This is a genomic window from Pseudomonas salomonii (genome assembly GCF_900107155.1).
GTDB classification, from domain to species: domain Bacteria; phylum Pseudomonadota; class Gammaproteobacteria; order Pseudomonadales; family Pseudomonadaceae; genus Aquipseudomonas; species Aquipseudomonas salomonii.
Window position 1 is genome coordinate 483,779 of record NZ_FNOX01000004.1, and the last position, 20,141, is coordinate 503,919.

18 protein-coding genes are annotated in these 20,141 nt (G+C 62.1%); 5 read left to right on the forward strand and 13 right to left on the reverse strand.

The genetic code is table 11. From position 1 onward, the window contains the following. Positions 1–189 precede the first annotated feature (189 nt). Positions 190–2,166 (forward strand): pilus assembly protein TadG-related protein, encoded by a 1,977-nt coding sequence (locus BLV67_RS12215; protein ID WP_069786899.1) that lies wholly within the window; start codon positions 190–192, stop codon positions 2,164–2,166. On the opposite strand, the gene BLV67_RS12220 is transcribed toward BLV67_RS12215, so the two are convergent. Further along, the gene (locus BLV67_RS12220; protein ID WP_069786900.1) at positions 2,163–4,892 is read right to left on the reverse strand and encodes a PAS domain-containing sensor histidine kinase; all 2,730 of its coding nucleotides are present in this window, start codon (positions 4,890–4,892) and stop codon (positions 2,163–2,165) included. The two genes, BLV67_RS12215 and BLV67_RS12220, sit on opposite strands and share 4 nt — an antisense overlap. Next, the gene (locus tag BLV67_RS12225; protein ID WP_065930598.1) at positions 4,889–5,329 is read right to left on the reverse strand and encodes a TadE/TadG family type IV pilus assembly protein; all 441 of its coding nucleotides are present in this window, start codon (positions 5,327–5,329) and stop codon (positions 4,889–4,891) included. The genes BLV67_RS12220 and BLV67_RS12225 overlap by 4 nt, the downstream gene beginning before the upstream one ends. Before the next feature lie 72 nt (positions 5,330–5,401). Here BLV67_RS12225 and BLV67_RS12230 point away from each other — a divergent pair, with 72 nt between their 5' ends. Next, positions 5,402–5,875, forward strand: coding sequence for a prepilin peptidase (locus BLV67_RS12230; protein WP_069786901.1), 474 nt, complete (start codon positions 5,402–5,404; stop codon positions 5,873–5,875). A 126-nt stretch (positions 5,876–6,001) separates the two neighbouring features. Further along, positions 6,002–6,784, forward strand: a complete 783-nt coding sequence (locus BLV67_RS12235) for a response regulator transcription factor (RefSeq protein WP_065930596.1) — start codon at positions 6,002–6,004, stop codon at positions 6,782–6,784. A gap of 67 nt (positions 6,785–6,851) precedes the next feature. On the opposite strand, the gene BLV67_RS12240 is transcribed toward BLV67_RS12235, so the two are convergent. The 8 genes from BLV67_RS12240 to cpaB are packed head-to-tail and all read right to left on the reverse strand — an operon-like array spanning position 6,852 to position 14,264. Then, positions 6,852–7,121 carry a DUF3613 domain-containing protein gene (locus BLV67_RS12240; protein ID WP_069786902.1) on the reverse strand — a complete coding sequence of 90 codons (270 nt, stop codon included), beginning with the start codon at positions 7,119–7,121 and terminating at the stop codon, positions 6,852–6,854. 2 nt (positions 7,122–7,123) lie between these two features. Then, the gene (locus tag BLV67_RS12245; RefSeq protein ID WP_069786903.1) at positions 7,124–7,846 is read right to left on the reverse strand and encodes a tetratricopeptide repeat protein; all 723 of its coding nucleotides are present in this window, start codon (positions 7,844–7,846) and stop codon (positions 7,124–7,126) included. Between the two features lie 10 nt (positions 7,847–7,856). Beyond that, positions 7,857–8,750: a type II secretion system F family protein gene (locus BLV67_RS12250; RefSeq protein WP_083269349.1), complete on the reverse strand. Its 894-nt coding sequence runs from the start codon at positions 8,748–8,750 to the stop codon at positions 7,857–7,859. Position 8,751: 1 nt separating this feature from the next. Further along, entirely contained in the window at positions 8,752–9,633 is an 882-nt protein-coding gene (locus BLV67_RS12255) for a type II secretion system F family protein (RefSeq protein ID WP_065930918.1), read from the reverse strand. A gap of 19 nt (positions 9,634–9,652) precedes the next feature. Beyond that, positions 9,653–10,915 (reverse strand): TadA family conjugal transfer-associated ATPase, encoded by a 1,263-nt coding sequence (locus BLV67_RS12260; RefSeq protein ID WP_065930593.1) that lies wholly within the window; start codon positions 10,913–10,915, stop codon positions 9,653–9,655. Further along, entirely contained in the window at positions 10,912–12,105 is a 1,194-nt protein-coding gene (locus BLV67_RS12265) for a CpaE/TadZ family protein (RefSeq protein ID WP_069786904.1), read from the reverse strand. The genes BLV67_RS12260 and BLV67_RS12265 overlap by 4 nt, the downstream gene beginning before the upstream one ends. Further along, a complete protein-coding gene (locus BLV67_RS12270) occupies positions 12,102–13,322 on the reverse strand; it encodes a type II and III secretion system protein family protein (RefSeq protein ID WP_069786905.1) in 1,221 nt (406 codons plus the stop codon). The genes BLV67_RS12265 and BLV67_RS12270 overlap by 4 nt, the downstream gene beginning before the upstream one ends. A gap of 15 nt (positions 13,323–13,337) precedes the next feature. Then, positions 13,338–14,264 carry a Flp pilus assembly protein CpaB gene (cpaB, locus tag BLV67_RS12275; protein WP_069786906.1) on the reverse strand — a complete coding sequence of 309 codons (927 nt, stop codon included), beginning with the start codon at positions 14,262–14,264 and terminating at the stop codon, positions 13,338–13,340. A gap of 330 nt (positions 14,265–14,594) precedes the next feature. On the opposite strand from cpaB, the gene BLV67_RS12280 reads away from it, so the two are divergent. Next, on the forward strand, positions 14,595–14,801 hold the full coding sequence (locus BLV67_RS12280; protein ID WP_056860433.1) for a Flp family type IVb pilin: 207 nt from the start codon (positions 14,595–14,597) through the stop codon (positions 14,799–14,801). 59 nt (positions 14,802–14,860) lie between these two features. Then, positions 14,861–15,268, forward strand: coding sequence for a response regulator (locus BLV67_RS12285; protein WP_065930590.1), 408 nt, complete (start codon positions 14,861–14,863; stop codon positions 15,266–15,268). A 127-nt stretch (positions 15,269–15,395) separates the two neighbouring features. Here BLV67_RS12285 and BLV67_RS12290 read toward each other — a convergent pair whose 3' ends face one another. From BLV67_RS12290 to BLV67_RS12300, 3 genes are all read right to left on the reverse strand, one after another. Next, entirely contained in the window at positions 15,396–17,078 is a 1,683-nt protein-coding gene (locus tag BLV67_RS12290; RefSeq protein ID WP_058419454.1) for a ShlB/FhaC/HecB family hemolysin secretion/activation protein, read from the reverse strand. A 183-nt stretch (positions 17,079–17,261) separates the two neighbouring features. Further along, positions 17,262–18,989, reverse strand: a complete 1,728-nt coding sequence (locus tag BLV67_RS12295; RefSeq protein ID WP_244160715.1) for a collagen-like triple helix repeat-containing protein — start codon at positions 18,987–18,989, stop codon at positions 17,262–17,264. Between the two features lie 301 nt (positions 18,990–19,290). Continuing rightward, the gene (locus BLV67_RS12300; protein ID WP_069786907.1) at positions 19,291–20,139 is read right to left on the reverse strand and encodes a MaoC family dehydratase; all 849 of its coding nucleotides are present in this window, start codon (positions 20,137–20,139) and stop codon (positions 19,291–19,293) included. Between the last annotated feature and the right edge of the window lie 2 nt (positions 20,140–20,141).

A 20,141-nucleotide genomic window follows, 5' to 3' on the forward strand; every position in this document is an offset into this window, starting at 1 on the left:
CCAAAACCTGTGGGAGCGGGCTTGCCCGCGATAGCGATCTGTCAGTCAAGGACGTATTGACTGATCTCTAGTCATCGCGGGCAAGCCCGCTCCCACATTTTTGGTCTTCACCACCTTCAGCCCTTGTCTACACTCAATTGCATCCCAGGAGAGTAAGCGCTCGGCAACTCGCCGGCACAGGAGTGCTCGATGTCTCCCCGACTTGGTTCCAGGCAACGTGGCGCAATCGGCCTGATGGCCGCCGGCGTGTTGGCGGTGGTGCTGGCCTTTACTTTGCTGATGATCGACAGCGGCCGCCTGTACCTGGAGAAGCGCAAGCTGCAAGGCGTGGCGGACACGGCGGCGCTGGAAGCGGTGAGCCGCAGCGGCACGTGCCTGAGCGGTTTGAGCGCGGCGGCGTTTGCCGGGCAGAGTGTGGCGCGCAATCATTTTGTGGTGGGCAGCGGCAATACCCTGGTGACCCAATGCGGCAACATAACCACCGCCGCGTCGGGCCGGCGCATCTTCAGTGCCAACCCTGCGGTGTCATCGGCGATTCAAGTGGTGGTGAGCAAAACCGTGACCACCAGCGTGGCCGCCGGGGTGTGGGCGTTGTTCTCCGGCAACCCGGTGAGCCTCAATACCGTATTGACCGCGACCGCCGTGGCGGCGGTGCCCACGCCGCCTTCGGCCCAACTGACCCTCAACAGCAACCTGGCCAGCGTCAACACGGCAAGTGCGAGCCTGTTGAACCCGCTGTTCAGTGGCTTGCTCGGCGGTAACGTCAACCTGACGGTCGCCGGGTGGAATGGTTTGCTCACTACCAATATCAACCTGCTCAGTTACCTCAACCAACTGGCGATCAACCTCAACGTGACCGCCGGCAACTACACCCAGTTGCTCAACACCAACGTCACCGCCGCGCAGTTGATCCAGGCCGCGGTCACCGTACTGACCGCCAACGGTGCAACGGCGGACGTGATCACCGCCCTGGGCAGCTTGCAAGTCGCCGCGATCAACCAGACGCCGTTGACCGTTGGGCAGATCCTGCAATTGCAGACGGGCACCACTTCTGCAGCGCTGAATGCCAATTTGCAGGTGTTTCAACTGATCCAGGGCGTTGTGCAACTGTCCAACAGCAAAAGCGCGGCGGCGGCGACCTTGCCCGTGAGTGTGCTGGGGCTGGCCAATATCACCACCCAGGTCAAAGTGATCGAACCGCCGCAGTTGTCGGCCATCGGCAACCCGGTGCTGGCGGCGGCCAACCCTACAGGGCCAAATAAAATTTACGTACGCACCGCCCAAGTGCGCACGCAAGTGACCGTGAGCTTGCCGGTATTGAGTGCGTTGTCGGGGCTGAACACCGCGGTCAACGACTTGTTGGGGCCGCTGACGCCGGTGCTCGGCAGCCTGCTGAGCCTGAACCTGGTGAGCACGATCAACTCGGCCTTGTGTTTGCTGGGCGCCGGTTGCCAGCAGGCGGATTTGCTGGTGCTGCCCGGCAACCTGCCGATTAACATCGTGCTGGATGCCGGCGCCGCGAGCAGTTACGTCACTGCCTACAGCTGCCCGACCGGCAATGCCGGCACCAAGAGCCTGACGGCGTACACCACCACCTCGCTGGCGTCGTTGAATGTGGGCAGTATCACCAATGCGTTTTCCAGCACCTTACCGATGACGGTAGCGCCGTTACCCCTGATCGATATTGGCACCAAGACCTGCCACAAGATCCTCGGCATCGGCAGCTGTGACCCGCGCGTGCCGTTTGCCGGTGGCGGTATCGCGATCAAGGTGCAAAGCCCGATTGCGGCAAGTAATCAAACCCTGGTGTTCTCCAGTACCACGCCATTTGCCACACCACCGAATGTGGGGCTTACACCGACTTACAAGGCCGCGACGCCGGCCACCAATGTGGTGAGCAGCCTTTCAACCACGCTCAATGGCGTGGGCATCACGGCGTACCAACCGTCCGGAGCAAGCCCGCTGGGCATTCTGGCGCCTACGGTCACAGCGCTGCTCGGTGGTGTCAGCGCCATCGTCACTCCCGTCGTGGATGGCCTGCTCGGCCCGCTGCTCAACCCGATCCTCAACAACCTGCTGAGCATGCTGGGCATTAGCCTGGTGAATGTGAACGTCGGCGCCAACCTCACCTGTGGCCAGACCGGCGAGGCCTACCTGGTGATTTAAACGTCGGTGGCCCTGGGCAGTTCCACGCAGAACCGTGCGCCGTGTTCGCCATTGCTGACGCTCAGGCGCCCGCCCATGTTCTCGACAATGCCGTAACTCACCGACAGGCCTAAGCCTGTGCCCACGCCAATCGGCTTGGTGGTAAAAAACGGCTCGAAGATGCGCTCCAGCAAGCGTGGGTCGATGCCGCCGCCGTTGTCTTCGACCCAGATGCGCACGTGGCGGCTGTCGTGTTCGGTGTGCAGGGCGATCCAGGGGCGCAGTTCGGGGTTCTTCTCGCGTTGGCTCAACAGCGCATCGCGGGCGTTGACCATCAGGTTGATCAGCACTTGCTCCAGCTGGTCGACGTAGCCTTTGACCTGCACCGGGATATCCGCCTGGGTCAGGCGCACTTCAACGCCTTTGCCTCGCAGGCCTTCACTGAGCAACGACAAGGTGCCCTCCAGTGCCTGCGCCGGGTCGAAAGGTTGCTGCTCGACCTCCGAACGGCGGCCGAACACGCGCATATGGTCGACCACCCGCGCCGCACGCTGCACCTGGGCGTCGATGCGCTGGAGCTTTTCGGTCAGATAATCGATCTGCACATCGCCAGTGCTCAGGCGCTTGAGCACATTGACGATGGCCATGCGCATCACGTTCAGCGGCTGGTTGATCTCATGGGCCAGGCCGGTGGCCATTTCGCCGAGGGTGGCCATTTTTGCACTTTGCGTGAGTTGCTGCTGGGAGCGCCGCACTTCGGTGTTGTCGCGGCCCACGGCCTGCACTTCGACCAGGGCGCCGTGCTCATCGAAGACGCCTCGGTCCGACCACACCCACCAGGCATGTTCGCGGCCGGGCAATTGCAGGCTGATTTCCGCCGTGCTCACCGGGAACTCCGGCGTCAACTGCTGGATGCGTTGCACAAACGCTTCGCGCTGTTCGGTCGACAGCCATTCTCCCAGGTTCACCCCGCGCAACTGCGCAGGCGGGCACTCCAGGTAATTGGCCAGCGGCGTGTTGCCGAAGGTCAGGGTCAGGTCCGGGCGATAGCGGCAGATCATCGCCGGGGAGTCTTCGACGAGGATGCGGTAACGCTCCTCGCTGTCCTTGACCTGCTGGGCGGCCAGCGTCGCTTCGGTCACATCCAGCCACAGGCCGACGGCTTCGACCGGCACGCCCAGGTCGTCGCGCAGCAGCTTGGCTTCGTCGAGCAGCCAGTGGTAATCCCCGTGGGTGTCTTGCACGCGGTAACGGCTGCGCACGCTGCCTTCACGCAGCAGTTGGCGGGTGCGCTGGAAGTACAGGTCGCGGTCGTCCGGGTGTACCCATTGCACCAGGCTGTCATGGGTGCATTCGGCGAGGGTGCGACCGAGCAAGGGCAGCAGGCTGTGACTGAAAAACACCGGTTGCAGCGCGCCATTCATATAGCGCTGCACATAGATCACCGCCGGTGAGCTGGCGATCAGGTTGTCCAGGCGCGCGCGGGCGGCGTCGGCTTGCAGTTGCTGGTTCTGGATGTCGCTGATGTCGAGCATAAAGCCGACCCAGCGCCGCTGTTCACCGGCGCCCAGCACCTGGCCCTGCACGCGATACCAGGTCGGCGTGGCGCCGTCGCCACGGTTCAGGCGCACGCTGGCGAGCAAGGGTTTGCCGAGGGTTTGCAGGTCGCGCAGGCGGCTGTGCAGCTCCTGGCGGTCGGCCGGGTGGATGTGGTTCAGCCACGCCTCGAGGGGTTGCCGGGTCGGGCCGTCTTCCGGGTCGAGGTTGCGCATCAATTGGGCGGCAAGCTGGATTTCGTCGCTGGCGGGCAACAACTCAAACCAGCCCGTGCCCAACAGGCCTTGCAACGCTTCCTGGCGTTCGAGTTGTTGATGGTGACGGTGTTCGCGCAGGCGGCTGAGCAAGGGCGCGGCGAGGGCGGCGGCGAGGTTCAGCCAGTCGCGGTCGTTGCTGTGTGGCTGGCCGCTGTAGGCGCCGCACAGCAGCCAGGCGGCGATACCTTGACCGTCGCGATAGGGCACGAGGAAGCCATCGGCATTGCCGAAAATGCTGTGCAAACGCGGGTGCTCGCCGCGCCCATAAGGGGCTTGCAGGCTCAGCGGCGTGGTGCCGTTGAGGCTGTCCAGGCAGGTGCCCAGGCGCTGGCCGGTGTGCCAGAACAGCGGCGCGTCATGATTGGCGTACTGGCTGTAAATCACCCAGCCCTGGTCTTCTTGATCGAGCAGGGCCAGGGCCACACAGGGAATACGCCAGCGTTGCGCCACACTGCACAACTGTTCGTTGAACACCTCGGGCAGGCGGCTGAGGCTGCACACGCGCAGTTGCTCACTGACGCGGCTGGTCAATTGGTGGTTCTGTTCGCGCTGCTCGGCCAATTGCCGGCTGCCGAGCAAGTCGCCAATGTCTACGGCGTGCAGCAGCCAGCCATTGTCATAGGGTTCAAGCGTGCCGCGGGTGTGCAGGATTTGCCCGGCGATCCCGTGGAAATCCAGGTCGAGGCTGTGGCGCTGCCAGTCGGCGGGCACGCCTTCAACCGTCACGGCGCTATGGGTACTCAGCAGCGCTTGCAAGCGCGGCGAGTTAACCAGTGGCGGCAACTGTGGGCGCAGCGTGCCGTTGAGGTCGAGCACGCGGCCCTGGCTGTCCAGGTGCACGTGCAGCCCGGCAGACGGCGGCGCGGGCGGGTCGATGTCCAGCGCACCATTGCGACCGAGCAGGCGCCCGAACAACCTGTCCCCCGAGGTCAAAACTGCAGGCTCGACTGGGCCTGCAATGTCGTCGGCAGTTGCGGCACGGTGCCGATGCCCGGCAGGACAATAAAGGGCAGCACCGCCTGGAGGTTGGCCGACGGGTAGTTGATCTGCACCAGCAACAGTCCACCGGTAAAGGTGGTGGTGACGTGTGCGGCTGCGTTGAATTTGTAGGCGTCAGGAATCCACCCCAGGCGGGTAGCCACCGCTGATTTGGCAGTGGCCTGTACGGCGGCGGGGTAGCCTTGCATATTCGGGTCCAGCCCTACGCTCAGGCGCACGGCTTCGGCGGTGGCCTGGTTGAACGACTGCAACAGCAGCAGCGGCAGGCTATAGCTGACCGTGCCGTAGAACACGGCAAAAAAAATCACGAACACGGCAATGAACTCGATGGCTGCCGTGCCTTTTTGCTTCTCGGGGAGGCTTGTTTTCATCACCGCGTCTACCCTGACGGCTACTACTTGATATCAGCATAGAATCAATCGGCGAAAAGGGATGTTTTTTACGTGATCCATAGCGCAGTGGTGCTGTTGTGGTTGGGGCTGTGTGCCGTGCAGGACGTTCGCCAGCGCTTGCTCGCCAATCGCCTGACGCTGGGCGCGGCCTTGCTGGCGCTGATCTACCTCGTGTGGACGGGCCACACCTGGCTGGGCGCTTCCGTCGGGCAGGGCCTGTGGGCGTTTTTTCTGGCGCTGCTGCTGACCTTGCCCGGTTACGCCCTGGGCCGCCTGGGCGCCGGTGATGTAAAGCTGCTCGCGGCCCTGGCGTTGGCCTCCAATGCCGATTACCTGCTGGGTTCATTTGTAGGGGCCGCCGTCGCCAATCTGCTGTGGCTTTTGGCAGCGCCAAAGCTTTGGCCGCTTATGAGTCAAGGGGTTAAAAACCATCTGGGTTATCTGGCACTTGATCCGTCAAGAAAACTGCCTTTTGCGCCGTTTTTGCTTGTGGGTTTTATAGTCGCGTGGTTTTGGATCCATTAATCGTTTGAGGGTATTAACGCTATGTACATAGTCGGAAAGTGCGTCTACGTTTAATACGTGGCTGTACAGGAAAATTCGTGGTGAAGGATTAGTCAAACTTTTGGCTTGCAATGCATGGAGTAGCGCGTGAACAAGCTTACCTCTGCAGTAAAAGTGCTCGTGGTCGACGATCAGCCGCTGATCGTGGAAGAGCTCTGTGAATTTCTTGAAAGCAGCGGTTTCCGCTGTGTCCCGTGTGAATCCAGCCAGCAGGCCTTGAAGCGCTTTACCGAAGACGCCGAGATTGGCCTGGTGTTGTGCGATCTGCATATGCCGGACATGGACGGCATCGAGTTGGTCCAGGAGCTGCAGAAGGTTGCGGGCAAGCAGCGCGCCTTTGAGGCGATCATGTTGACCGGCCGCGCGGACAAGCAGGATGTGATCAAGGCGCTGCGCGCAGGCATCGCGGATTACTACCAGAAACCGATCAATCTCGATGAACTGCTCGAAGGCTTGCAGCGCCAGGAAGCAGCGTTGGAGGAGCGTAAGAAAGAGCTGCAACTGGGGCGCTTGAACCAGAAGCTGCAATTTCTTTCCGAGTCCATCAACGACCTGTACCAGGACCTCGACAAGGCACGCCGCAGCCCGCCAGGGCATGAGGGTGACGAGGTGCCTGCAGAGGAGGCCGGGACGCTGGAGATTCCGGCGATCTTCAACCAGCTGTCCCCACGTCAGCTGGATGTTGCGCGGCTGGTGGGCAAGGGGCAGACCAACTACCAGATCGCCTGCGAGTTGGGGATTACCGAGAACACCGTGAAGCTGTATGTGTCCCAGGTGCTGCGCCTGACGCACATGCATAACCGCACGCAGTTGGCGCTGGCGTTGTCGCCCAGCAACTCGGCGATGCGTCAGCGAGTCACGGCCCACTGATCACCTGTGGGAGCGGGCAAGCCCGCTCCCACAGGTGACCGAGTTCGACTTCAGCGATGTGGTCCTATCAATTACCGCTCTTTACCGTCCCGCCTGCCTTCTGATCGAAGTACTCCGGAATCGTGTGCTTGTAGCTTTCCAGCAAGCGTTGCGCCGCCAGGTCACGTTCGGCGGCGGAGGCTTTTTGCCGGGTGCTTGATGCGGCTTTCCCGCTGGACTGCAAGGTCAGCCAGCTTTCGGTCACCGCCTGCTGCGGCGATGACGGGCCGGGCTCAATGGCCATGACCGTGAGGGGCAACGCCAGCACGGCGAAGCTGGCGAGATAGGGCATTTTCATGATCAATTCCTCGGGGTGCTGGCGGCATCACTCACGGTCGCCACTGGGTCTTTGGCCTTGGCGACGGGAATGCTGGCGCCCTTGAGTTTCTCGGCGCGGGCCTGGGCGTCGGTGACTTGTTCGGGGCTCAGGTTCATTTGGCTGGCCACTTGTGCGGCCTGCTTCCAGTTGTCCTGATAGATCAGCAGGGTGACCAGGTTGATCGCCGCCAGCGGGTCGCTCTGCTTGAGCTCCATGGCGGTCATGAATTCGAAGCGCGCGTCTTCCAGGCGCAGTTGGTCGAGATACACCACGCCCAGGTCATTGCGGATTTTTTCATCGGTCGGCGCCAGCCGCGCCGCACGTTGCAGGTGCGCCATGGCTTGGCTGTTGTCGCCCTTGGCCGAAGCCAATTGGCCCAGGCCGTGCTCGCCTTCGGCCGCCATGCAGGTGCCGATCAGGCTTTGATAAAGCCCCTGTGTCTCGGTGCGTCCGAGCAGGCGATACGCCTTGGCCTGGCGCAGGCGTACCTGGGGCAAGTTGGCCGGCAGGTTTTGCAGGTTGGCCAGGCTGGCGTGCAGCTTACCGTCGCCGGCCATTTCATCGGCCAGGTTCAGCGCCAGTTTCTGGTCAGACCCAGGTTTGGGGCAACTGCCGCCCGCTGTCAACGCCGCCCACGGCGTTTGGCCGTTGGTGGCGCAACCCCCGAGCAGCAACAGGCTCAAACCGGCAATCAAGGCTTTCATCGGGCGGTCCTCATAAGTGACTCAAGGCCCGGGAGATGCCGATGAACGCCGGCCCCCCGAGCACGATCAGCAGGGCGGGAAACAGGAACACCATCATCACCACCGACATCTTTGCCGACATCTTCGACACGAATTCCTGAATGCGTGTGAGGCGGCGGTCGTCGAGCAATTGCTTGAGCGCCAGCAGCGATTTCATCGCGCCGCCGCCTTGCAGGACCAGTTGCTGGAGGATGGTGCAGGTGTCGGTGAATTCATCCACGGCCAGCATTCGCGCGGTCTTGCCCAGCTCTTCGCTCAGTTCCAGACCGGAGTCGACACGCGTCAGGATCAGGCGCAGTTCATAAGTCAGGTCCGGCAGCAGGCGCTGCGCTTCGATGCTCAGCACGCGCAGCGCTTGTTCAACCGCCATGCCGGACTCGAAGAGGATGCGCAGCAGCGGAATGAAGGTCGAGACCTCACGGGAAATGCGCTGCTGACGGGCCTTGGCGGCCCAGGCCAGGATGCGTTTGGGCAACAGGTAGCCGATACCCATACCGATTGCGGGCGCCAGCCACGGCGAGGCCGTGTGGGGAAACAGCAACTGCTGGCCCACCAGCACCACGCCCAGCGCCAACAACGGCGTGCCGACCTGCAGGGCGGCGAACATGGAGCGTTGGCTGGCCTGGCGCCAACCGACGCGGCTGAGCAGCAGCTGGGTTTCGTTGTCCAGGCTGACCGAGCGTTGCGCGATAGGGCTGTTGCCCAATTGGCGCATCAACGTACTGAGCGTGCGTTCACGCCCCATCTGGCCCTGCAAGCGCTGGGCGACCAGGCGCTGGCCGCGCCGGTGTTTGAGCAGGTTGGCCAGCACCAGCGCCAGGGCGGCCAGGAGCAATACGGCGCTGATCAGCAGTGGGATAGCCATCTCATACGCTCCGCAGCATGCGCCACAAGGCGAAACAGCCCAGCAACTGCATGCCGAGTGCCACGAACAACAGCATGCGCCCGGTGCCGTCGTTCCACATGGTCATCAGGTAAGCCGGGTTCACCGCCAGGAAGTAGCCGATCATCGAAATCGGCAGGGCGCCGAGCACGTAGGCGGTCACGCGGGTTTCGCCGGTCAGGGCGCGCAATTGGCGGGCGGCCTGCTCGCGCTCGCGGATCATCTTGATCAGGTTTTCCAGCAGTTCGCTGGCGTTGCCGCCATAGCGATGGTTGATCTTCAAGCCCAGCGCAAACAGACGAAACTCATCACGCTCGTAGAACTCGGCAAAGTCGTGGGTCGACTCCGGCAGGCTTACGCCCAACTGCACGTTGCGCTGGATGCGGCCCATGGCCTGTTTCAGCGGGTCTTCGGTGATCTCGATGCCGCCGAGCACCGAGTCGGCCAGGGTGCGCCCGGACTTGAGGCTGCGCACGGTGTGGTCGAGCAATTGCGGCAGCTGTTCGATCATGCGCTTGATGCGCCGTTGGTAGCGCCAGGCAATGTACAGGCGCAGCAGCAACGGCGGCAGCACCAGCATCACCAGCAGGCCGAGCCAGCCGGCCACCAGCAGCCCCAACGCCACGCCCAAGGCCCAGATCGCCAGCCACAGGCCCAGGCTGTCCGTGGGTTTGCCCAGGCCTGCGCGCAGGAACATCCGTTCCACGCCACTCCACTGGTTGGCTTGTTCGCCGGACTGCGGCTGGCCCTCGGCGAGCCGGCTCAGTACCCGCTCGGTCTGGGCACGGCGCAGGCCGTTCTGGAAGGAGCGGACCGACAGGCCGATCAGGATCAGGCAGATGAGTAGCAAAATGGCCCCGGTCATGGTCATGTCCCTTTCAAGGCTAAGCCGGTTCGCGGCGCAGTTTATCGCCGGCGGGGTTGACCGCTTCGCGCAAGAAACCGAAGCCGGTGCGCCGGTCATGGCGGAACAGGGTATTGGTCACGTACACGTCTTCGCGGATACCCACCACCTCAACCACTTCGCTGACGCAACGACGCCCGTCCGGCAAACGGGTCAACTGGATCACCACATCGAGCGCCGCGCAGATCATTTGCCGCAGGGTTTTCTCCGCCACCACGCGGCCGGTCAAACCCACCAGGGTTTCCAGGCGCAGCAGCGCATCGGCGGCGTTGTTGGCGTGCACGGTACTCATGGAACCGTCGTGGCCGGTGTTCATGGCGGTGAGGACATCAAGCACTTCCACGCCACGGATCTCGCCAAGGATGATGCGGTCAGGGCGCATCCGCAGGGCGTTGCGGATCAGGTCGCTGGCCTTGACCTCACCGTGGCCCTCGGCATTCGGCGGGCGGGTTTCCAGGCGCACCACGTGGGGGTGGCCCAGTTGCAGCTCGGCCACGTCTTCGATGGTGACCAGGCGTTCATGGGGGTTGATCAGTTGGCTGAGAATGTTCAGCAGCGTGGTTTTACCGGTGCCGGTACCGCCGCTGATCAGGATATTGCAGCGCTTGCCCACGGCTTCCTGGAAGAAGTCGAAAATGTTCTGGTCGATGGTCTGCATTGCCACCAGGTCGCTGCTTTTGAGCATGTCCTTGCGAAACTTACGAATCGACAGGCACGGCCCGTCCAGGGCAATCGGCGGGATGATCGCATTGACCCGGCTGCCATCCGGCAGGCGCGCATCGACCATCGGCGACGACTCATCCAGGCGCCGCCCCAGCGGTGCGAGGATGCGTTGCATCACGCGTTCAACGTGGTGCGAATCAATAAAGCGCAGGTCGCTTTGATGCAGCAAACCGTCACGTTCGATAAACACCCGATGCGGGCCGTTGACCAGGATTTCGGTGACGGACGGGTCGCGCAGCAACACTTCCAGCGGGCCGAAACCGGTCAGCTCATCGACGATCTCTTCGGCCAGGCGTTCCATCTCATACCGGGAAATCGCCAGGTGCATGCGGTTGATGTATTCGGCCACTTTGTCGATGACAAACTGCGCCAACAGCGGGCGTGAACCCTCCAGCAAATTTTTCCCCGACTCCTCGATGGCATCGATGATGTAGCGATGCAGCACCAGCTTGAGCCCGTCGTGGTCAGTGTTGCCACCCAGGCTGCGGGCGGGGGCGCCGAAGAGTTTTTCACCGTTCATTTTCCAGCCCTCAGCAGGCGTTCAAACCAGGTGTGCGAGGGTTGCTTCATACCTTCGGAGCGCTTTGCCAGGCGCTCGCCCAAGGTTTTGAGGTTGTGGGTCAGGGTTTCGCGCGGGGCCAGGGCGAACAGGGTTTGCCCTTGGTTCTTGGCATTCAGGCGTACCTCCGGGCTCAGCGGCAGCACCGCGATCACCTCCAGGCCATAGCTTTTGCTCAGGGCTTCGGCGTCGGGCGCGCAGCCTTTGATGTAGCGGTCCACCAGCAGCTTGGCGTGTTCCAGCTTCATGCCTTTTTCGCGCCACTGGTTCAGCACGCCGAGGTTGCGACGGCAGTCCAGCACGCTTTGGTCGGTGCACCACAGCAGCTTGTCGCAGTGGCTGACAAAGGTGCGCAGCGCTTCGCTGTCGGGCTGGCCGGCGAGGTTCACCACGATGTGCTGGAAGTGCTGGCGCAAGGCACTGAGCAGCATGTACAGCTCGGCCGCGCTGGTCTGTTCCAGAGGCTCGTCATTGGGGGCGTAGGCGAGAATGCGCAGGCCGTCTTCAGCGCAGGTAAACGCGCTGTTGATCAAGGTGGTGTCCAGGCGCCTGAGGTGGCGCAAGGCGTCGCCGAAATTGAACGAGCTTTCCAGCCCCAGCAACGCCAGGCTGTCACCGCGCGGCAGGCCCAGGTCGAGCAACAGGGTTTGCTGGCCGCTCTTTTGCACCACCAGCGCCAAGTGGCTGGTCAGCAGCGCGCCGTCGGCGTTGCTTTGGGTGCCGTAGAGCACGGTGAGGCCACCCAGTTGAGTGTTGGTGGCCACCGGCGGCAGGCGTTTGCTCAAACGGCGCACCAGCCCGGCGACTTCGCTGGAGCGCGAGCCATAGGCGACAAAGTCGCGGGCGCCGGCGCGCATGGCGTTGAGCACCAACTGGTTGTCCATGCCGTCGCCGAGGGCGACGATGGCGAGCATCGGTTTGGCCTCCAGCGCGCCTTCGATCAGCGCGCTTTGGGCCACCACGTGTTCGCGGTCGAGGCCGATAAACACCAGGTTGGCGAAGGTCACGTCCACCAGCGCGAGCAACTCGTCGAGGGTGCCGCTGCCGGCACTGACCACTTGGCCAAGCGGTGCCAGGGCGCCCTGCAGCCATTCCAGGTCGGTGGTGTTGCGGGTGATTGCCAGAAACGTCTGGCTCAGGCTATCGCTCATTGAGACAACCCATTAAGTCGGTCGAAATTGCCGTTTTCCAGGAAGTACAGGCGGTACCAGTTCGGGTCGTAGTTGCGCAGCTTCTCGCCGGGCAACGACGGCAGTTGGGCATTGGCGGCCAGCGGCTGCACCAGGTGCGGGGTGACGATCATCAGCAGCTCTTTGTCCTGGCGGTTGACCGAGGAATCGCGAAAGAACGCGCCGAGAATCGGGATATCGCCCAGGCCTGGAAACTTGCTGATAGTGGTGGTGTTGGTGCTGCTGATCAGGCCGCTGATCACGAAGCTTTCGCCGTCGGCCAGTGACACGCTGGTGTCGGTGCGGCGGATGGCCAATGCCGGCACCTGGACGCCTTGGATGGTCACGGCGTTGGTGTAGTCCAGCTCGCTGACTTCCGGCGCCACCTTGAGAGAAATACGGTTACGGTCGATCACTGTCGGCGTGAGTGTCAGGCGAATGCCGAATTCCTTGTACTCAATCGAGATGTTGTTGCTGGCGCTGCTGGGTACCGGGATCGGCACTTCGCCGCCGGCCAGGAACGTCGCGCTTTGCCCGCTCATGGCCACCAGGCTTGGGCGGGCCAGGGTGTAGGCAAAACCGCTGCTTTCCAGTGCGTTGATCATGGCCGACACACGCCCGCCACCGAAGCCGATATTGAAGTTACTGTCGCTCACCGGCAGTCGAAAGGTGCCAGGTGTCGGGGATACCAGATTAGGACTGCCGAGGAAAAAGTTGCTGCCGATGCCGAGGATCTTGGTGCTGGCTTCCTTGAGTTTGGAGCGGCTGACTTCGACGAAACGGATGTCGGTCTGCACCTGGCTGGGCAGCGTCGGGTCGTCCGACGGCGACAGCGACAGGCTGGTCAATGCCGAGGTGGCCTTGCCTTTGACGAACACCATGCTCTGGCGCGGCGTTGTCGAACAGGCGGTCCAGACCATCAGGCTGGTGGTACCGGAGGCGATGCCGGTGAGCAGGAAGCCGCGATCACCGTTCAGATGTACGTCGGCGATTTTCGGGTCGCCGATGGCCAGGCGCGTGATCGCGACGGGGGATTGCAGTTCCTGTTGCAGGCCCTCGCCCACGGAGAGCGCTGCGGGTAATTGGCCCAGGCTGCCGCAGTTGCCCGGCGCGGCTGCAACGAGCCCCACAGACAGGTTCGACAGCATCAGGGCACAGGCGATTTTCAGCGTGAACACCGGTGCGAAACGTCGGTTCATGCACAGCATCCTTGTTCAGTCGGGCGTTTGTTGGGTGGCTTGATTGCCGCGTATCACCTTGACACCGGTGCGGCGCGCGGGGCCACCCTGGGCGACTTTTTTGGGCGCCTGGACGAAGGCCAGTTGGGTGAATTGGTAGAGGTCGCGGTTGGCGCTTTGCAGCTTGCCCGGTGCATCGCTTTCACCGGCCCAGTAGTGGCTCAGCAAGCGCTCATCGGCGCTGCGCACGGCCAGGCGCAAAGTGCCGGCCTGGGTCGCCAGCATCAGTTGGCTCAGCAGTTGTTCGGGCACCGCCAGCACCACGGTGCGGGAGGGCGCGTGCCGTTGGGCTTTTTCTTCGGCGGTCATTGCCGGCGGTGAAGCGGGAACGCCGTCGTTGGTCAGGCCCATTTGATCGCCGACGCTGAGCAGGCGCATGGCGGGGATCACCACTTGGGCGGATTGTTCGACGTTGGCGACGTCCTGGCGCAGGTACAGCAGCACGTCCACATAGTCGCCAGGGCTCAACTGGCCGGCAGCGCCAATCACTTCATCCACGGCCACCGCCAGCGCGCGTTCGTTTGGGCGAATCATCCGTGCCAGTGGGCCACCGGGGCTGAAGCTTTCGTCGTTGAGCCAGGTGCCGGCCTGCAGGGCGCGCCACGGTGTGCGGCCGATGGCCTGGTCCACGCTGGTCATGCTGCCAGCGGGCGCCGTGCGCAGTTTTTCGATGCTCAGGTCGGCGGCGGTCAAGGCAATAAAGGGCGGGACATCGTGGGCCAGTACCACCACCGATTGGCGGGTCTGGTCCTCGACCACGGCGACGGCTTTTTCTACAGGTGCGGTTGGCGGCGGTGGCGGCGCCGGGGCAGGTTCGCGACTGAGCACCCACCCCCAGTAACCGGCAAACAGCGCACCGACCAAAAGCACACCGGCCAGTACCATGCTCAGACGCGTGTTCATGACGGCTCTCCTTTTCCTGTTGGACTAAAACCCGTCGATCCGAACAGGCTAATTCCGCAACCTGGCTGCTATGAACAGTGACTAACTATTTCGCTATTTGAAGGTAGTTCAGCTAGGACAAAATGCCATTACTGACAGAAAGATTTCTTCGCGGCGAGCCTGGATAGCCTTGAAAACAAGGGATTCAGGCGCCAGCAAAATGACCACTACTTTGTGATTAATCAGTTCTTACAGTTGTGAGGGTGGGGTTTGTTGACAATGCTCAGGTGGCACATGGCAATTACTGTGCAGCACCGAGCTAGGGCGCCCAGCCGCCATAGGAGACGTATTATGATCCTTGATCTGTTAATGAAAGTTCACGTCCAACTTCAGTCGCTTTTTCACCGCAAGGACGGTGCGACCGCGATTGAGTACCTCATTCTCGTGGCGATTGTTGCGTTGGTGATATTGGCAGCCGGGACTACTCTCGGGCCGCAGATCACCGCCTTCTTTACCAGGATTGGGGCCGCGATTTCTCCGGCTGCTACAGGTGGTTGAGTTTCAGGCAGTATGCTGTGAGTACAGACGTCACTGATTGGCAACGCCAGGTCGTACCCATGAACGCTGCCGCTAAACCTTATCGCCAGCAGATCCTGTTGGTGGACGACGAAGAAGATGCCCTCGTAGAACTGGCGGAGTCGCTGGAGAACGAGGGCTTCGTTTGTTTTACCGCGAACTCCGTGACTTTCGCCTTGCAGGAGCTGACCCTGAACCCTGACATTGCCCTGGTCATCACTGACCTGCGCATGCCGGAGGAAAGTGGCATCTCCCTGATCAAGCGCCTGCGCGAACACACCGATCGCCAACACCTGCCGGTGATTGTGATGTCCGGCCATGCCGAGATGGATGATGTGAGCGACATGCTGCGCTTGCAGGTGCTGGATCTGTTTCGCAAGCCCATTTATCTGGTGCGGTTGATTGATACGCTTAACAGTCTTTTTCCTCTGCAGAAATCTCGCCCGTAGCAGAGAGTTGGGTTAATACAATTGTGTGGGAGCTGGCTTGCCTGCGATGGCATCAACTCGGTACGTCAGGTGCACCGGGTTGATGCCATCGCAGGCAAGCCAGCTCCCACTTTTTGATTGCGCAGACTCACAACTGATAACTGAAACTCAAGGTATACCGCGGCCGCCGGTTAAAGCTGTCCAGGGCGATGTCCGACATCGGCTTGGCCGCTTCCAGGGCGATGTTGTAGTACTTGTTATCGCCAAAGCGCAGGCCCACAGCCGCCGAGGACATGTCGTTGCCTTTGACCGGCAGCTCGTTGAACCAGGTCTTGGCGCGGTCAAGCACCACATAGGGTTGCAGGATCTTCACCCAGTCGCCCGCGCGGTTGAAGCTGTAGTTGACCTCGTACGCCACGCCCCAGCCCTTGTCGCCCGAAGCTTGATCATCGGGGTAGCCGCGGCCGAAGTTCTGCCCGCCGAAGGTGGCGCGCTCGCTGTCGGGCAAGGTGGCGTCGCTCCAGTAGAACGCACCCGAAAGCACGCCTTGCCAGTTGTCGAAGAACTTGTCGCTCTGCACCCCGGAGAGGCGCAGGCGGAAGAAATCCAGATCAGGTTTTGCCGTGCCCAGGTCGCTGTGAGCTCTGGCACCCAGGCCATTGATGCCTTGGTACAGGCCGGCACTGACAATGCGCAATTGACGGGTGTCGGACTTGCGCCAGTCACCCTCGAACGCAAGGGCGCGCAGGTCGCTTTCGATGTCGAAACGGTTGGGGTAGCCCACCAATTGATAGCGCGTGGTCTGGTCCACCGCATACAGGCGTGTGGCCAGGGTCAGCGATTCATTGGGCGAGGCAATCAGCGGGTGGCTGAGGCCGATGGTGTAGCGGTCGATCGACTGGTGCGGCTTGAGCTCGAAGCCGCCGTCCAGCTGGATATTGCTGCTGGGGTCGGCGCGATAACGCTCGGCACCCAGTATCAACTGGCTGCCCTCGGCATTGATAAATTGGCTGTAGCCCACGCGGTAGTAATGTTCTTTGTCGTCGCCCGGCGGGAACAGGCCGCTGACGTAGAGTTGCTCGCCCATGGACGTCTGGGAATTGCTGGTGGCGGTGAGCAACGCCTGCGTGCCATTACGGTTGTTGTCGACCAGGCTCATGCTGGTGGTAAACGGCTTGCGCGAAGCCTCGATCTTCATGTGCGTGGCGCCGTCGGTGGTGCCCGGCGGCGGCACTTGGGCCTGCAGGGTCACGCCGGGGATACGCCCCATCAGCGTGGTATAGCGCTCGAACGTCTTGCGCGTGAGCGGGCGCTCGGCCAGCAGCTTGTTTGCCAGCTTGTCGACGTAGGCCGAGACTGAACCGATGTCGCCGCTTTGCTCGTAATCCTTGATGTAACCCTCCACCAATACCACGCGCACCAGGCCATTTTCGAAGGTCTGTTGCGGCAGGAACGCGTAGGACAACAGGTAGCCGTCCTGCTGGTAGCGACGCGTGATCGTGCGGGTGGCTTCGATCAGTTGCGCAAGGTTGGTTTCACGGCCAATCAACGGCGCGTAGGCCTTGGCCGTTTCGTCCAGCGGGTAGATCGTACCGCCCTCGATCTGCAGCTTGCGGATGGTGACTTTGGTGTCCATCAGCAACGGCTGTTTCTGGGTGGCGGGCGCTTGCGGCAACTGGGTCTGGGGTGTGTTCGGCCGATAAGCATCGGCGGGTAGGTTGGGCACCGGCAGGTTGCGGATGGTGTCGTTGCTGTTGAGGAAGCTGGGAAGGGTCTCGGCCTGAACGTAGGCACTGAGGGTGAGCAATAACAACGGCGTCAACACGCGCATAGGACACTCCATGGTCAAACTGCAGCAGCGTTTCGGGCCCGCCGGGTTCTGGGACGCGGTTCGGGAGGGCGAGGTTTTTTAGACAAGACCGGCCCATAAAAAAGACGAGAGACTTATAAGGGTCTCTCGTCTCAACCAAGCGTAGGCGCTGTAGGGGAGGCCGTCTAATCGGCCAGGTGCAATTTATTTTTTGCCGGTAAGGCCATTCAGTAAACCGCCCAGACCGCCGCTTGTGCCCGTGGTTGTGGTGCCACTGCCCGATGTGCTGGCGCCGGTGCCGCCGGTGAGGCCGCCGAGCAAACCACCGCTGCTGCCACCGGTGCCACCGGTGACCAAACCACCTACCGAGCCTACGGTGTTGCCGACTGTGGTGACGGTGGTGCCTACCGCGTTGGTGACTGGGTTGGCATTGGCGGCGGTCAGGTTAGTGCCGAGACTGCTCACCGCACCGCCGACTTGGGTTACCAGGCCGTTGACTGGCGCGCCGACGCCTGTGGTGGTGCCGACGTTTTGGGTCAGGGTGGCCACACCGGACGTTACTGGGTTAAGCGCCGCGCCGACGTTAGTGGCCAAGCCTGCGACCGGCGCCGTGGCGGCGGTGTTGGCGACGCCAGTGCCACCGATAACAGTGCCGAGTGAGGCGACTGTGTTGCCCACTGCGCCACCGGTGACACCGGCAGCACTCACAGTGCCGTTAGTGTTGCCGGCATTCAGGCCGTTACCCACGTTGGCCACCAGGCCGCCGACCAGTTCAGGCAGGCCGGGTGCTGCGGCACCGCTGGCTGGAGCCACATAGCCGCCGGATTTATCGAGTGTGCCGCCTACGCCCGTCAGGGCGCTGCCGACGATGGTGGTAACAGGGTTGCCCGTACCGCCAGCACTGGCGACTTGAGTGCCCAGGCCGGTGACGGTGCTGCCGACTTTATCCAGCAGCCCATTCACAGGAGTGCCCAGGCCGGTTGCCTTGCCGAGGTTGCCGGTGGTGTTTTCCACCAGCGACACCACAGGCACCAGTATTTTGCCGCCCACTGTGTTGGTTAACGAACCCAATGGGCCAGTGGTGCTGGCCGTGCTGACGGTATTGCCGAGCATGGTGACGGCCTCGCCGACTTTATCCACAACACCACCTACCGCGCCACCCACGCCGCTGGTCAAGCCGCCCACCACGGGCACGCCGCCAAGGGTGGTCGACAGCGATTTCCCGGTGGTCGACAGACCAGTGCCCAGGTCGGCGACGCCATTACCGACACCTGCAACAGTGATGCCCAGGGAGTTGCTGTTAGTGCCCAGCGAACCAAGGCCGCTGGTGACGCCAGTGCCGATGCTGGTGACCGCAGTGCCGGTGGCCGTGACCAGGCCGCCTGCCGTTGTGCCGACAACAGGCACATTGTTCAAGGTCGAACCCAGGTCACCGACTGCTGCGCCTACGTTAACGACAGTGCCGCCCAGGGTGCCGGCAATCTGGCCGGTAACCAGAGGTGTGGTGGTCGAACCTGTGCCACCGCCGGTTCCGCCACCTGTACCGCCGCCAGTTCCGCCACCTGTGCCACCGCCAGTACCACCACCGGTTCCGCCACCTGTGCCGCCGCCAGTACCACCACCGGTTCCGCCACCTGTGCCACCGCCAGTACCACCACCGGTTCCGCCGCCAGTGCCGCCATCTGTACCGCCGCCAGTGCCACCACCGGTTCCGCCATCTGTGCCGCCACCAGTGCCACCACCGGTTCCGCCACCAGTACCACCGCCGGTTCCACCACCAGCGCCGCTACCTGCACCTGCATCAGGCGAAGAGGCCGCCACACTGCTGTGATGCCCGCCACCACCGCTGCTGCAGCCGCCGAGGCTCATCGCCATGACCAGGGCCAGCGCGGTACTTGCTTTCCAAAGCACTACTTGAGTTTGAGTTTTCATGATGAGTTCCCTTGCACCTGTACAACCTTGGTTGTTTTCAAACGCTCGCTATTTCTTGGGATAGCGATACGTTTGTCCGTGTTGTCATCACAGACCCGGGCACTCTTTCGCGCAACGCTCAACTTGGTATTAACGATTTATATACACCAGGCCGTGGTCGGCTTAATGACTAATGCGAAGGGTGTAATCGAGAGATGTATCAAGATGTTTATATGTTTTAATTCATGGGTTTGAATAAAAAAACGGACGCCGAGGCGTCCGCTATAACTTAAGGTGTATATATACAATTAATGTGCATGTTTCAGGCGATGGGCCGCCACTTGCCGAGCATATGTTGAATATCGCCGGGGCCTTTTAACTGTAACTCTCCGCTCGAGCCTGCGGCACTGCTGAGCAATATCACTTCACTGGGCAGGCGTACCGGTTTCTTGAACTCGACTTCTATTTCTACATTGGCGGCAGGCAAATGCTCATTCAGCGCGGCCAATGTGCGCGCGGTATTCCACAGCCCATGGGCGATAGCCTGGGGAAAGCCGAACAGCTTGGCCGTCAGCGCGCTCAGGTGGATCGGGTTATAGTCGCCGGATACCCGCGCATATCGGCGACCGATATCGGCGGGCGCCTTCCACCGCGCGACTTCGCTGACAGTGCCGCAGACGGTTAAAGGCGCCTCTTGCGCTTCGCCCTCCAGCTTCACGCCTCGACACAACATACGGCTGTCGGCTTCCCACAACAGCCCCAGCGCGTCCTCCACCGTGGTCACAATGTCAAAGGTCGCCCCCTTGGCGTGGGGCTGCAGATTGTGCGCGTATACGCCAACTATCAGGTTATTCACGCCGCCCAATGGCCGGTGGAGGCGGATACGATTGCTCAGGTGAATCAGCCCCAGCAGCGGAAAGGGGAAATGTTTGTCGGTGAGCAACTGCATCTGCAAACCGAACGCAAGGATATGCGGATAAGTACCCGGCAGCACCGGGCTGTCGGCGAAACCGCAGACCTTGCGATAGGCCGCGACGTGCTCAGGGTTCACGCGTACATGGCAGCGCAATCCGCCATCAGGCAAGGTGCTGCCGCTGATCTTGCGCTTGAGCGCCGCGCGCCAATACAGCGGCAACAGAAACGGGGTGCTGTCCAATGTCTGCCACTGCATAG